General features: G+C 32.9%; 11 protein-coding genes and 3 tRNA genes. 6 read left to right on the top strand and 8 right to left on the bottom strand.

Annotation, left to right across the window (positions count from 1 at the left end):
* The 7 genes from ABNT22_RS12380 to ABNT22_RS12410 form a co-directional block, all read right to left on the bottom strand.
* A complete protein-coding gene (locus ABNT22_RS12380) occupies positions 1-1,224 on the bottom strand; it encodes a TolC family protein (protein ID WP_348718376.1) in 1,224 nt (407 codons plus the stop codon).
* Entirely contained in the window at positions 1,214-4,939 is a 3,726-nt protein-coding gene (locus ABNT22_RS12385; RefSeq protein WP_348718375.1) for an efflux RND transporter permease subunit, read from the bottom strand. Before ABNT22_RS12385 ends, ABNT22_RS12380 begins: the two co-directional genes overlap by 11 nt.
* A gap of 106 nt (positions 4,940-5,045) precedes the next feature.
* Positions 5,046-5,468: an HYC_CC_PP family protein gene (locus ABNT22_RS12390; RefSeq protein ID WP_348718374.1), complete on the bottom strand. Its 423-nt coding sequence runs from the start codon at positions 5,466-5,468 to the stop codon at positions 5,046-5,048.
* Positions 5,469-5,772: 304 nt separating this feature from the next.
* Positions 5,773-5,846 (bottom strand) — tRNA-Arg (locus ABNT22_RS12395).
* 14 nt (positions 5,847-5,860) lie between these two features.
* Positions 5,861-5,935: transfer RNA gene (locus ABNT22_RS12400), tRNA-Pro, on the bottom strand.
* 24 nt (positions 5,936-5,959) lie between these two features.
* Positions 5,960-6,041 (bottom strand) — tRNA-Ser (locus tag ABNT22_RS12405).
* Positions 6,042-6,140: 99 nt separating this feature from the next.
* Complete coding sequence (locus tag ABNT22_RS12410; RefSeq protein WP_348718373.1) at positions 6,141-8,204, bottom strand: HDIG domain-containing metalloprotein; 2,064 nt, start codon at positions 8,202-8,204, stop codon at positions 6,141-6,143.
* 108 nt (positions 8,205-8,312) lie between these two features.
* Here ABNT22_RS12410 and ABNT22_RS12415 point away from each other — a divergent pair, with 108 nt between their 5' ends.
* Together ABNT22_RS12415 and ABNT22_RS12420 are read left to right on the top strand one after the other, a co-directional pair.
* A complete protein-coding gene (locus tag ABNT22_RS12415; protein ID WP_348718371.1) occupies positions 8,313-9,488 on the top strand; it encodes an acetyl-CoA C-acyltransferase in 1,176 nt (391 codons plus the stop codon).
* A 73-nt stretch (positions 9,489-9,561) separates the two neighbouring features.
* Positions 9,562-10,332 (top strand): C40 family peptidase, encoded by a 771-nt coding sequence (locus ABNT22_RS12420; RefSeq protein ID WP_348718370.1) that lies wholly within the window; start codon positions 9,562-9,564, stop codon positions 10,330-10,332.
* Here the strand turns inward: ABNT22_RS12420 and ABNT22_RS12425 are convergent.
* Positions 10,329-11,111 (bottom strand): MBL fold metallo-hydrolase, encoded by a 783-nt coding sequence (locus tag ABNT22_RS12425; RefSeq protein WP_348718369.1) that lies wholly within the window; start codon positions 11,109-11,111, stop codon positions 10,329-10,331. The genes ABNT22_RS12420 and ABNT22_RS12425 overlap by 4 nt on opposite strands.
* A gap of 82 nt (positions 11,112-11,193) precedes the next feature.
* Between ABNT22_RS12425 and ABNT22_RS12430 the strand changes: the two genes are divergently transcribed.
* The 4 genes from ABNT22_RS12430 to ABNT22_RS12445 all read left to right on the top strand — a co-directional run bounded on the left by ABNT22_RS12430 (position 11,194) and on the right by ABNT22_RS12445 (position 14,326).
* On the top strand, positions 11,194-12,639 hold the full coding sequence (locus tag ABNT22_RS12430; RefSeq protein ID WP_348718368.1) for a TonB-dependent receptor: 1,446 nt from the start codon (positions 11,194-11,196) through the stop codon (positions 12,637-12,639).
* Positions 12,640-12,742: 103 nt separating this feature from the next.
* Positions 12,743-13,300, top strand: coding sequence for an RNA polymerase sigma factor (locus ABNT22_RS12435; protein WP_348718367.1), 558 nt, complete (start codon positions 12,743-12,745; stop codon positions 13,298-13,300).
* A 32-nt stretch (positions 13,301-13,332) separates the two neighbouring features.
* Positions 13,333-13,863 (top strand): hypothetical protein, encoded by a 531-nt coding sequence (locus ABNT22_RS12440; protein ID WP_348718365.1) that lies wholly within the window; start codon positions 13,333-13,335, stop codon positions 13,861-13,863.
* A 1-nt stretch (position 13,864) separates the two neighbouring features.
* Positions 13,865-14,326: a sensor of ECF-type sigma factor gene (locus ABNT22_RS12445; protein WP_348718363.1), complete on the top strand. Its 462-nt coding sequence runs from the start codon at positions 13,865-13,867 to the stop codon at positions 14,324-14,326.
* Positions 14,327-14,337: the final 11 nt, after the last annotated feature.

Here is a 14,337-nt window from a genome sequence, read left to right on the forward strand (position 1 = left end):
TTAGTTACTTAAATAGTTAATAATAGTTGTTTGTACGAAGTAGTCTTTTATCGATTCTATTTGATTCATCTGAAACTTTAACTGCAATTCTTGAATGTCTAAAACATCATTAAAATCAATCGTTCCTGTTTCATAGTTTTTAATTAGAATTTCTTCTGCGTCTTTAGCTTGTTTTAGATTTTTTGTCTGCGTATTATAGCTGATTCTCGAAGCAATTCTGTTATTTATCGCTTTAGAAAGTAATGTCTCTAGTTTGTTTAATCGTTCTTGCTTTTGAGACAATAATTCTTCTTGCATTAATTGATGCTGCTTCGTTTTAGATTTGTACTTCTTATTAAATATGGGAATTGACAATGATACCATTGGCATTACAATATCTTTTCCGTTATCAGAAAAATTCATATTCGGACGTTCTGAAACAGCGATATAATCCAAACCAAAACCAATCATCGGGCTGCTTTCTTTTTGGTTTAACAGTTCTGATTGTTCAACAGATTGGTACAGTTTATCGTACTTACTAAGTTCTGGATGTAGTTCCAATTTTTTAACATCAATCTCATTTTTCTCTAAAGGAATATCTAACTCTTTAACGACTTCAACAACAGTAGTACTTTCTCTATTTAAGAGTTTGTTGAGTGCCGTTTGTTCAGCCAAATATTTTTGTGCTAGTACTTGTTTTAACTGCTCCAGTTCATTTTGTCGCATTTGTAATCGCAATACATCTACAGCAGATGCTTTTCCTACTTCTACAGAAGTCAATGCCAAGGTTTCATACGTCTTAAGCAATTCGATATTCTTTGTGAGTACATCTTGTTTTGCCTGAATAGTGTACAATTTATAATACGATTGAGATACATCTGTAATCAATTGACGTTTAGCAATAACAATGTCTTCATATTTAGCATCTGCTAAAGAATTCACATAGTTTTCTCGTGCTGTAATGGAACCAAACCACGGAAGCATTTGTTTTGCGGATATTTTAAAACGTTGTGCTCCAGTTCGTGTTTCTGGTTCGCTTGCAAAATAACCTATACCAAATTGCGTATTGGGTAATGTATTGACTTCGTTTACTTTTTCTGAAGCAATGGCATGTTGCAGTTCAAACTTTTGAATTTTAGGATTGTTCGCCAATGCCTCATTAATAAGTGATTGTAATTCTTGTGCGTTGGAAAAACAACTAAAAACAAGAATAAATAGTACGGATAATATATTTTTAGTTTTCATTATTTTTCTTTCTTTTTAATAAAAATTCTTCTCGCAAACTGTATAACACAGGTAGTAAAAAATAGGATGTAACATCGATTATCATACCTCCAAAAGCAGGAATTGCCATAGGTATCATGATATCACTTCCACGTCCTGTAGATGTTAGTACAGGCAATAATGCTAACACCGTTGTTGCCGTTGTCATTAAACATGGTCTGATACGTTTTTCACCAGCTTCTACAACCGATTTTCGTATATCTAATTTTGTGGTAGGCTGATTTTTACTAAACGTTTGTTTTAAATAGGTTGCCATAACCACTCCGTCATCAGTAGCAATACCAAACAAAGCAATAAAACCTACCCAAACAGCAACACTCAAGTTTATTGGGTGCATTTGGAATAATTCTCGAATGTTTTGTCCAAAAACGCTAAAGTTTAGAAACCACGATTGCCCATAAAGCCACATCATTATAAATCCACCAGCAAAAGCCACAATAATTGCGGTAAATACCATTAAAGAGGTAGTAGTAGAACGAAATTGGAAATATAAAATGATAAAAATGATTAATAATGCTAACGGTACCACCACAGAAAGTGTTTTCTCTGCTCGTATCTGATTTTCATACGTTCCTGTAAACTGGTAATTGATTCCTTTTGGAACTACGAGTTCACCATTATCTATTTTTTCTTGAATAGCTTTTTGTGCATTTTCAACAACGGTTACCTCTGCAAAATCGTTCAATTTATCAAACAATACATAACCTATTAAAAAGGTATCTTCACTTTTAATCACTTGTGCACCTTGCTCGTAGCGAATGGTTGCTAATTCACTTAAAGGCACAGAACTTCCACCGTTAACTGGCACGTAAATTTGCTGTAAATCAGTTGGGCTAGTTCTTAATTCTCTAGGATAACGTACACGTACTCCATAACGTTCTCGTCCCTCAACAGTTTGCGTAAGTGACATACCGCCAACGGCAACTTTTAAGACATCTTGCACCTCTTGAATAGAAATGCCATAACGTGCTATTTTTTCTCTGTCAATATCAATTAATAAATAGGGTTTTCCTACAATCCTATCGGCAAAGACAGCTTCTTTTTTAACCCCTGTAACATCTTTTAAAATGTCTTCCAGTTGTACACCAAAGGCTTCAATTTCTTTTAAATTTTGTCCTTTTACTTTTATCCCCATGGGTGCACGCATCCCTGTTTGCAACATTACCAATCGGGTCTCTATAGGTTGTAATTTTGGGGCAGAAGTAACACCTGGTATTTTAGTAGCTTTTACGATTTCATTCCAAATATCATCGGTAGATTTAATGTTAGGTCGCCAGTTTCGGTAAAACTCACCGTCATTATCTTCTATTAATTCATCAGTAGAAACATCAGAAAATATAATCTTAGAAGTAGCATCTGTTGAATTTGGATTTGCAACCGTTTCTCCATTTTTCAACATAAACAATCCGTCGTTATTTACTTTATAGCGTTGACGTTCTCCATTGCTGTTAAGTGCATATTCGGGTTTGTAAATAATTACATTTTCATACATTGAAAGTGGAGCAGGGTCTAATGCAGAATCGGTTCGTCCTGCTTTACCAACTACTGTTTTTATTTCAGGAATACTAGCAACACCCATATCTAACTGCTGTAAAACACGTTTGTTTTCTTCAACTCCAGAATGTGGCATTGAGGTTGGCATTAGTAAAAATGATCCTTCATTTAACGAAGGCATAAACTCTTTACCTGTGTTTTTGAATATTAAAAATCCAAGAATGGTAATCGTTGTTGGTATTGCTAAAAAGAGCATTTTGTTTGCTAGTGCCCATTGTAAAATTTGAGCATAGTATTTTCTTAATAACGAAAACGCACCCAGCAATCCGAAACAAATAATGGCTACAAACAATAGGTTTAACAATAAACTTTTGCCTACGCCTAAAGGTCTCCAATGTTCCGCTAATAAAAATACAATTGCCGCCGATGCAATAACAATATTGATAAGGTTTACTTGTTTGTCAGAAACTTTTTCTTGTAGTTTTAAAATTCCTGTAATTCCAAAAGCGATTAAAAGCATTCCTAACCAATACCCAAAGAAAATAGATAAAACACCCAAGATTATTAGTGCTGCATTAATGACATAAGAGAGTTTTTTAGTAGTACTTCTTCTTTTAAAAATGATAGTTGCAAATGGCGGAATTAGAAACAGCGCTACCACTAATGCCATAATAAGTGCAAAAGTTTTGGTAAAAGCCAACGGACTAAATAATTTACCTTCAGCACCAACCATAGTAAATACGGGTAAAAAACTAATAATAGTAGTCATTACTGCGGTAACGATTGCGCCAGAAACTTCGGCAGTGGCATTGTAAACCACGGTATTAATTGGGAGATTATTTCTGCTTTTTTCTAAATGATTTAAAATATTTTCGGATAGAATTACCCCCACATCTACCATAGTTCCAATAGCAATAGCTATTCCAGATAAGGCTACAATGTTTGCATCAATACCAAAGGTTTTCATCGCTATAAAAACCATTAAAACTGCTACAGGTAATAAACTGGAAATTAATATGGAAGCTCTTAAATTATATACCATTACAATAATTACTAAAATGGTAATGAGTATTTCTAAAGTCAGAGCTTCGTTAAGTGTTCCTAGTGTTTCTTGTATAAGTTCTGAGCGATCGTAAAAAGGCACAATGGTTAACTGCGAAGTGGTTCCATCTGCCAATACTTTTGAAGGCAAACCTGCGCTTAACTCTTTTATTTTTTCTTTGGTGTTATTAATTACCTCTAACGGATTTGCACCATAACGAGCCACTACAACACCTCCTACAACTTCTGCACCCTCTTTATCTAAAATCCCTCTACGTGTTTTTGCTCCAAGGGAAACTTTAGCTATATCTTTAATTTTTATTGGTGTATAATTGGCAGATGAAACCACTGCATTTTCTATATCTTTTATAGATTTTACATACCCCAAACCACGCACTAAATATTCTACCTGATTAATTTCTATGGTTTGCGCTCCAATATCTTGATTACTCTGTTTTACAGCTTGTACAACATGATGTAAACCAATATTGTATTGTCGCATTAATTCAGGGTTAACGTCAATTTGATATTCTTGAACATATCCTCCAATTGATGATACTTCTGAAACACCACTTGCCGATGATAAAGCGTATTTTACATAGTAATCTTGTATACTTCGTAGTTCGTGTAAATCCCAACCACCTGTTACGTTTCCGTCTTCATCTCTACCTTCTAAAGTATACCAATATACTTGCCCTAAACCTGTGGCATCGGGTCCTAAAGTTGGACTTACACCATCGGGTAATAAGTTACTTGGTAGCGAGTTGAGTTTTTCGAGAATACGTGAACGACTCCAGTAAAACTCAACATCTTCTTCAAAAATGATATAGATACTAGAAAAACCAAGCATAGAAGAGCTACGGATAGTTTTAACACCTGGTATTCCTAACAATGATGTGGTTAACGGGTAAGTAACTTGGTCTTCTATATCTTGTGGAGAACGACCAGTCCATTTAGTAAAAACTATTTGTTGATTTTCTCCAATATCTGGAATAGCATCAACGGCTACAGGATTACTTGGTAAAAAACCAGTATCCCAGTTAAAAGGTGCATTTACAGTTCCCCATCCTAAAAACAGAATGAGAAGTAATATGGCTACGAGTTTGTTTTCTATTAGAAATTTTATGCTTTTGTTTAGCATTGCTTTAATTTTTAAACTTTAGACATTGATATTTAGAAAATATCACATACAGAAAAGTACCCTAATGAATAGTATTCACAGGATAGTGCAGTCTATTGTTTAAAAATCAAATTAAATAAGTCTCGTCAAGTTTATAGATTTCCTTGACGACTAAAGGAGGTTTATAAAGTCTATAAAGCGTTTTATCTTCTTCTACACTTTCAAATAAATTGATGTAAGTATATACAAAAGAAGCAATAAAAACTTGCTGGTCAAATGAAAGAGAAGAATGAGATACTTTTAATTCATCCTGACCATCAATTGTAACTTGTTTATCGGTACAACAATTTTTCTTTGTAACAGAGCACTCTGAGTTTGAATTTGAAGTAGATGCTTTCATATTCATTCCGCAATTTTTTGCTTTTTTGAAAATGGCAGTATCTACCAAAGTATCACCGCAATAATGCATATCTATGGTAAAAGAAACCGTAGAAAGTAAGACCATTATAGCCATTACAAAAGATATTATTTTATGAAATACTTGTTTCATTCTATATGCAAAGTTATGAAAATCAATTAGAACTTCGTGTAAACTTAGTATATCATAAGCATTTCACTAGTTCAAACAATCATTATAAAGTACAAATTTATGACAACAACAGAAGTAAGTTGTGCATAATTTTGATTAAGATTTATCACAAAAATTATATAGTTCAAAGGTTTTTGAAACCTGAATAACTACCAAAAAACGTTAAAATATGTTAAATTTTATGAATTTGAGAAAAGTGTGCACAAAGTGTGCATTTTTAGAAACAAGAAAGGCTTCCAGTTTCCTGAAAGCCTTATTATTCCTGTGATCGCGACAGGATTCGAACCTGTGACCGTCTGCTTAGAAGGCAGATGCTCTATCCAGCTGAGCTACGCGACCAGTAACTCTTTTTGTCGGGGTGGCAGGATTCGAACCTGCGACCTCTTGGTCCCAAACCAAGCGCGATAACCGGGCTACGCTACACCCCGATAAGGTTATCTACAATTTTTTTGCGGAGAGACCGGGATTCGAACCCGGGCATCCCGAAGGATGACAGCTTAGCAGGCTGCTGCATTACCACTCTGCCACCTCTCCTTAACCCTTAAACTCGTTCGTTTTATTGAGTTAAAAATTGCGAGTGCAAATATATAACGGATTAAACATTCACACAAGTTTTTTTTAGAAAAAAAATCACTAATCTGGATACTCAACACGTAAGTGATAGATATTCATCAACTTATTCTTTATAATTTTTTTTATTTTTTCTATTTCTCTAAACGTGATATCCGAATTTATGAATTGATTCTCGTTTTTTTGCTTCTCAACAATTCGATCTATCAATTCATCGATACTCTGCGCAGTTGGCGTTTTTAAACTCTTAGAAGCTGCTTCCGCTGCATCACACATCATTAAAATAGCTGTTTCTTTAGAAAATGGAATAGGTCCTTGATATTGAAATTTCTTAATATCTACCTCTCCATCTACACTATTCTCCAATTCCTGCTTATAAAAATAATAAGTGACACTGGTTCCATGATGAGTTCTGATAAAATCTATAATACGGTCTGGTAGTTTATTCTTCTTTGCTATTTCAATCCCTTTAATAACGTGATCTAAAATAATTCGAGCACTATCTCGAGGTGATAAATCATTGTGTGGATTTACACCTGTTGATTGGTTTTCTATAAAATACATCGGGTTTGCCATTTTACCAATATCATGATATAAAGCTCCGGTTCTAACCAACATTGAATTGGCTCCTATTTCATTGGCTGCTGCTTCTGCTAAATTGGCAACCTGCATGGAGTGCTGAAAAGTACCTGGTGCTTTTTCATTCAACTCTCGTAATAATTTTGAGTTCGTATTAGATAATTCCAACAGGGTTACATCTGAAACTAATCCAAACACTTTTTCGTAAAAATAAATAAAGAACACAGATAAAAAAGAAAGTAATCCATTCGCTGCAAACAATCCAAAGTATTCCCAATTAATCTTATCGGCATTTCCTTCTTTCAAAATTGAAAATGCAAAATAAGTAATCATATAAATCAATGTAATTTGCCCTATCGATATAAACAAATTAGCTCTCTTATATAATTCAGATACCGTAAGTATGGTTACTATTCCAGCAATAATGTGCAAATAAATAAATTCAAAACTGTTCGGAACAATAAAACCTAGTAATAATACAGTCAATACGTGTGTAAATAATCCCAAACGAGCATCAAAAAACGCTTTTAAAACAATAGGAAGTATACTCAAGGGTACTACGTATAAAAAATCTGCATTGTACTTCACAACCAACGTCTGTACGAAAATCATCAATAGCACATTGATAAATATAAAAGTGACCTTATTGTTATCTTTAAAAATCTCAAATCTGTAGCGATGTAAAAACAATAATAACATAAGCAAAGCCAATGATACCAAAACGGTATATCCGAAAACAATCCAATTCTTATTAGACTTTGACCAAATTTGTGATTTAGAAGCATTTTTAAACGATTCTAAAACATTAAACTTCCTTCCCTCTACAATATCTCCTTTTAAAATAATCAACTCTCCTTTAGATACTTTTCCTTTTGCGAGCGAAATATTCTGTAATGATTCTTGCAATTCTTTTTGAGTAAACTTTATATCGAAAAACACATTAGGTTCTAACAACTCAGACAGACTATTTAGAAGTATTGATCTAGGGTATGGAGCGAACTCTTTGGTTCCTTCTTGAATGATTTGAAGGATCTTACTAGATACTACAAACTTCGAAAAAACCACATCTTCAATCGCATTATTATCTCTAATCAACGTAACTAAATCTTGTGTACTTTTTACCTTAGTTACTCCTTCATTTGAAACAAATCCAACATTATATACTTTATCTATAATCTTGTTTCCTGTATCCTCCATGTTTGACAAAGTCTTGCTAGACAATGTATCGGAAGGAAAAATTAAACTAATTTGATTGTTAAAAGACTCCTTTACTCCTTTCTTTATATCTTCTTTGTAAGTAAAATATACTCTAGAGGTACTTTCAATTTGTTTTTTCTCTTTTTCAAGTTCATCTCCCGTTTTTTGAATGGCAAAATCGAAAGGAGCAATTAAAGTTACATACTGCCAAGGTTTTCCTTGAACATAGTCGTACTTAAACTTCCCTCCCTTTGGAAACAAATACACAATCGCAAAAGCCGTAATTAAAAACAATATTGCTTTGTATATAATAGCATTGTTTCTATATAATGTGTTTATTAATTTATTCATTTAACTAATTTAACTTCTGTAAATATAACCTTAATTAATAATTTTACTACTTGCTATAAAATGGTTATTTTCGCAAGACAAATTTAAACAACAAATATACCCAACAATATGAAAGAAGTAGTAATTGCATCGGTTGCAAGAACACCTATAGGAAGCTTTTTAGGAACCTTATCAACTACTCCTGCTCCTAAATTAGGTGCAGTAGCTATTAAAGGTGCTTTAGATAAAATTAATTTACAACCAGAAATGGTAGAAGAGGTTTTTATGGGTAATGTAGTTTCTGCTGGTTTAGGGCAAGCTCCTGCTCGTCAGGCGGCTATTTTCGCAGGAATTCCAAATCACGTACCATGTACTACTGTAAATAAAGTATGTTCTTCAGGAATGAAGTCAATTATGTTGGCCGCTCAAACTATTGCTTTAGGAGATGCTGATATTGTTGTTGCAGGAGGTATGGAAAACATGAGTATGATTCCACATTACCAACATGCACGTAACGCTACTAAGTTTGGTCCAGTAAAAATGGAAGATGGTATGCAAAAGGACGGTTTAGTGGATGTATATGAACAAGTAGCTATGGGAGTTTGTGCTGATGAATGTGCTACGGAATATGAATTCTCTAGAGAAGATCAAGATAACTTTGCTATTGAGTCTTACAATCGTTCAGCAAAAGCATGGAGCGAAGGAAAATTTGCTGATGAAGTAGTTCCTGTTGAAATTCCACAACGTCGTGGAGAACCAGTTATCTTTGCTGAAGATGAAGAATATAAAAACGTAAAAATGGAAAAAATTCCAGCTTTACGCCCTGCTTTTACTAAAGAAGGAACTGTTACTGCTGCAAATGCTTCTACTATTAATGATGGAGGTGCTGCACTAGTACTAATGTCGGCAGAAAAGGCAAAAGAATTAGGTATTACTCCATTAGCTAAAATTAGAAGTTATGCAGATGCAGCACATGAACCAAAGTGGTTTACTACTGCTCCAGCAAAGGCATTACCAAAAGCATTGGCAAAAGCAGGAGTATCTATTGAGGATGTTGATTACTTTGAATTAAACGAAGCTTTCTCTGTTGTTGGATTGGCCAATATGAAAATTTTAGGATTATCTGCAGATAAAGTAAACGTAAATGGAGGTGCTGTCTCATTAGGACACCCATTAGGAGTTTCTGGAGCAAGAATTATCATTGCCCTAACTTCTATTTTAAAACAAAACAATGCTAAAATTGGTGCTGCCGGTATTTGTAACGGTGGTGGTGGTGCTAGTGCAATGGTTATTGAAAGAATTTAATTTTTAACATATTTATTATCCCTGTTTGTTGTTTAAACAACGAACAGGGATTTTCATTCTAAACATACATTTAATGCTTTTCGGAATTTGTAATTTAAGTATTGTACCTATGAGGCTAACTCCTTCAGATACTGCTGAGATGGTAAACCAGTTAGTATTTGGTGAGCATTTTGAAGTGTTAGAAAAAGATAAAAAATGGAGTAAAATAAAATTATCTTTCGATAATTATGAAGGATATATTGACAACAAACAATACGAGGAGATTTCTGAAGAAACCTACAACAATTTAACTTCAGAAGGAAAAAATTATGCTGGTGAATTGATTGATTTTGTGACCGACAACCTCAATAATTTAACAACCATCCCTTTAGGTGCCAGACTTCCGTTTTTCAAAAACCAACAATTTAGTATAAACGACACACAGTATTCTTATCAAGGTAAAATTTCTAATAAGCAATTACCAAAAGCAGCTATTATAGAAACTGCTTTTCTATTTTTAAGCACTCCTTATTTATGGGGTGGTAAAACACCTTTCGGTATTGACTGCTCTGGATTTACTCAAACTGTTTATAAGTTATGTGGATACAATTTATTACGTGATGCTAAAGAACAGGCAACTCAAGGTGAAGTATTAAGTTTTATTGAAGAAAGTGAACCAGGTGACTTAGCTTTTTTTGATAATGAAGAAGGAGTTATTACACACGTAGGCATTATTATGAACGACTACAATATTATTCATGCTCATGGTAAAGTAAGAATAGATAAGTTAGATCATAGTGGTATTTATAATACAGATACACATCAGCATACCCATAAACTAAGAGTTATTAAGCGCTTAGTTTAGTTTTCTACTATCAATCCGTCGTAAGCCAAAAACACATTTTCAGGAAGTTCTTTTTCTACCTCCTCATGAAAACCAAGTAACTCACTTATATGGGTTAAATAAGCTTTTTTAGGCTTTAAATCACTAATAAAACTCAAAGCTTCCTCAATATTAAAATGTGTTGCATGAGGCTCTTTACGCAAACCTGTTACCACTAAAACATCTAAATCTTTCAATTTATTCTTTTCTTCATCATGTATTGTTTTGATATCAGTAATATACGCTATATCTCCAAAACGATACCCTAAAATTGGTAAATTTCCGTGCATAACCTCAACAGGGGTAACCGTTACACCATGAAGTTCCAACGTATGCTCATGAGAAATTAGATTTGTTTCTACTTTAGGAGCTGAAGGATATCTATTTTCCGTTGCAAATATATAATCGTATCGTTTTTCTAATTTATTTAATACCCTATTGCTTAAATAAATTGGTACTGCCCCCATTTGAAAACAATAGGGCCTAATTTCATCTAAACCTGCAATATGATCTGCATGTTCATGTGTAAACAAAATTCCTTTGATACTTTCTACATTTTGACGAATCATTTGTTGGCGAAAATCGGGTCCACAATCAATAATATAGTTAATATCATCCCATGAAATCATCACAGAAGATCGTAATCTTTTGTCTCTTGGGTCTTTTGAAAAAGCAACGGGGTGCTTACTTGTAATCATAGGAACACCTGTAGAAGTACCTGTTCCTAAAAAAGTAACTTTAATTTGTTTTTTTTTATCCATGTAGATTACAAAAATACGATAAAAATTGTCTGATAGTAGCTAATTTCAGTACCTTTGCTTAACGTAACAATAAAACATAAAAATGGCAATTACGTTAAAAGGAGATCAGAAAATAAGTACAGTACTTCCTACTAAAAGTAAAGCTTTAAAAATCAATTTAAATGCCCATATTTATGGTACTTTCGCCGAGATTGGTGCAGGACAAGAAACAGTACGTAACTTCTTTAGAGCTGGAGGTGCGTCAGGTACAATAGCAAAAGCTATGAGTGCCTATGATAAAGATTTCTCCGACGCAATTTATGGAATTGAAGACGACGGACGTTATGTTACAGAGGCTAGATTAAAAAAGATGCTGAAACATGAGATGGACTTAATTGAAGAACGTCTTGATCGTCAAAAGCACCCAGATAAATTATTCTTTAGTTATGCCAATACTGTAGCAACCATTAACTTTACTAAAAAGTTTAAAGGACATGGTTGGGTTGGTATACGTTTTCAACTAGATCCATTAGAAGATTACAACGAGATCGTTTTACACCTTCGATTCAAAGAAACAGAAGCGAGATTACAACAAGAAACTTTAGGTATTTTAGGTGTAAACTTAGTATACGGAGCTTTTTATATGAATGACAATCCAAAAGAATTGGTAAAGTCGTTCTATGACAATATAGATCATGATAAGTTAGAAATTGATATGATCAATTTCTCAGGTCCAAGATTTATGTATGTTGATAACCGTTTAATGAGTTTACAACTTGTTAAAAATGGTATGACCAACGCAGTAATGTTTGGCCCTGATGGTAACAACTTACTACCAGCACAAGTTTTATATAAAAAGAACATCCTAGCATTACGTGGTAGTTTTAGACCTGTAACAAAAGTAAACATGGATATGTTTGAGAGGTCTAAAGACTTATTCTTTGCTGAAAATAAAGTTTCACCAGAAAAAACTCAGGTTATTTTTGAAATTACATTAAGTAACCTTAGAGCCGAAGGAGAAATTAACGAGCGAGACTTTTTAGATAGAGCTGAGTTACTTTGTTCTTTAGGACAGAATGTAATGATTACCAACTTCCAAGAGTACTTTAAACTAGTAGAATACTTTAGTGAATTTACTAAAGAACGCATGGGACTAGCTATGGGAGTTTATAACTTGATTCAAATTTTTGACGAAAAATACTACAGACATTTAAGTGGTGGTATTTTAGAAGCTTTTGGTAAGTTATTCTTTAAAGATTTAAAGGTATACATGTACCCTTATAAAGATGAAGAATCTGGTGAATTCATTACTAGCGAAAACTTAAAAGTTCATCCTAGAATGAAAGAACTATACAAGTTCTTCAAAACAAACGGAAGACTGGTTGACATTGAAAACTTTAACTCTGATATTTTACATATCTTCTCTAGAACTGTATTAAAAATGATTAAAGAAGGTGAAGAAGGATGGGAAGATATGCTACCAGAAGGAATTTCTGAAATGATAAAAACAAACCGATTATTTGGTTATTCAAGAAGAAAAGTTAGATAATAACACATTCATAAACTTTAAAAACAGTCCTTTTCGGACTGTTTTTTTTATAAAATTGATTAATTGATTAAACCTTTTTATTTTTATAGAGTCAAACATTTAAATGAATACTTTGACCGAAGAAATTACATTACTCAATCAATTACAAAACAATACAACCAAAGAACAAGCGTTTCGTTGGTTAATTTCTGAATACAAGGAACGTTTGTATTGGCATATAAGGAAAATTGTAATTTCTCACGATGATACAGATGATGTACTTCAAAATACTTTTATAAAAGTATACAGAAGTATCGATAAGTTTAAAGGAGAAAGTAAATTGTTTTCTTGGATGTACAGAATTGCTACCAACGAAGCCATTACCTTTATTAACAAGAGAGCTAAAGAAAAAAACATTGATATTTCTGATATGCAATTTCAACTAGCGTCAAATTTAGATAGCGATACTTGGTTTGATGGTGATAAAATTCAAATTATATTGCAAAAAGCAATTGCCACATTACCTCAAAAACAGCAATTAGTTTTTAATATGAAATATTTTGATGATATGAAATATCAAGAAATTTCAGACATACTAGATACCTCTGTGGGAGCGTTAAAAGCTTCATATCATCACGCCGTAAAAAAAATAGAAGAATACGTAAAGTTTAATCAACATTAAACCTTTTGTTTAAAAGCTAGTCTAAGATATAAATGAAAGATAAAAAACAACATATAAACAAAAAGTTCTCTTTAGAAGATATTAAAAGTAGTGGCTTTCAAAAGCCGAAAAACTACTTGACTTCTTTTGAAGATGATTTATTTGCCAAAATTGCGGAAGATACTTTACCTACTGAAAGCGGTTATAAGGTTCCAAAAGGATATTTTGACACCTTAGAAGATACCATTGTTGCTAAAGCAACCAATGACAAACCTGTAACGAAAGTAATTTCTTTATCACAAAGAGTAAGAAAAATTATACCATATGCCGCAGCGGCATCTGTATTACTTTTTGTCGGTCTTAATTACTTTTCAATAGGTACAGATAACATTACTATTGATGACCTGTCAGAAGCAGAAATTGAAAACTGGTTGTATGCAGCAAATGACTCAAATGAAATTACTGATGTTTTGCAAATAACAGATTTTGAAGATACTAGCATAACAGATAATATGAATGATGTAGAAATTGAAAATTATTTAGATGATATTGATACTTCTACTTTACTAAACGAAATTAATTAACATGAAAAAAGTTACCTTACTACTTACTCTTTTACTTTTCTCAAGTTTTGGGCTCTCAGCTCAGATGAAATACAGAAAAGGAAAACAAGAAAAAATAAAAGCAGCTAAAGTTGCCTTTATTACTGATAAACTGGATTTAACCGAAAAAGAAGCTCAACAATTTTGGCCTTTATATAATTCTTTTCAAAAGAAAATTAACTCTTTAAGGTTTGAAGAGCGTCAAAAAATTAAAAAGCAAATTGGAGGTTTAGAAAACTTAGATACACTTTCAGAAAGTGAAGCTAAGGACATTGTAAAGCGAATCAGTAATATTAAGTCTGACATTTATCAAACAGAACAAGAGTTTCAGAAAAAACTAAGAGGAATTTTAAGCTATAAAAAAGTACTTAAACTTGAAATTGCTGAAAGAGAATTCCATCGAACATTGATACGAAAACTAAAACATAGAAGAGTTAAAAAATAAAAAAGGAGAGC

It is taken from the genome of Tenacibaculum sp. 190130A14a, assembly GCF_964048965.1.
GTDB lineage: Bacteria > Bacteroidota > Bacteroidia > Flavobacteriales > Flavobacteriaceae > Polaribacter > Polaribacter polynesiense.

Excerpts from the sequence above, each read along its gene's own strand:
- ABNT22_RS12380 (WP_348718376.1), bottom strand. The coding sequence starts at position 1,224 with ATGAAAACTAAAAATATATTATCCGTACTATTTATTCTTGTTTTTAGT.
- ABNT22_RS12385 (WP_348718375.1), bottom strand. The coding sequence starts at position 4,939 with ATGCTAAACAAAAGCATAAAATTTCTAATAGAAAACAAACTCGTAGCC.
- ABNT22_RS12390 (WP_348718374.1), bottom strand. The coding sequence starts at position 5,468 with ATGAAACAAGTATTTCATAAAATAATATCTTTTGTAATGGCTATAATG.
- ABNT22_RS12410 (WP_348718373.1), bottom strand. The coding sequence starts at position 8,204 with ATGAATAAATTAATAAACACATTATATAGAAACAATGCTATTATATAC.
- ABNT22_RS12415 (WP_348718371.1), top strand. The coding sequence starts at position 8,313 with ATGAAAGAAGTAGTAATTGCATCGGTTGCAAGAACACCTATAGGAAGC.
- ABNT22_RS12420 (WP_348718370.1), top strand. The coding sequence starts at position 9,562 with ATGCTTTTCGGAATTTGTAATTTAAGTATTGTACCTATGAGGCTAACT.
- ABNT22_RS12425 (WP_348718369.1), bottom strand. The coding sequence starts at position 11,111 with ATGGATAAAAAAAAACAAATTAAAGTTACTTTTTTAGGAACAGGTACT.
- ABNT22_RS12430 (WP_348718368.1), top strand. The coding sequence starts at position 11,194 with ATGGCAATTACGTTAAAAGGAGATCAGAAAATAAGTACAGTACTTCCT.
- ABNT22_RS12435 (WP_348718367.1), top strand. The coding sequence starts at position 12,743 with ATGAATACTTTGACCGAAGAAATTACATTACTCAATCAATTACAAAAC.
- ABNT22_RS12440 (WP_348718365.1), top strand. The coding sequence starts at position 13,333 with ATGAAAGATAAAAAACAACATATAAACAAAAAGTTCTCTTTAGAAGAT.
- ABNT22_RS12445 (WP_348718363.1), top strand. The coding sequence starts at position 13,865 with ATGAAAAAAGTTACCTTACTACTTACTCTTTTACTTTTCTCAAGTTTT.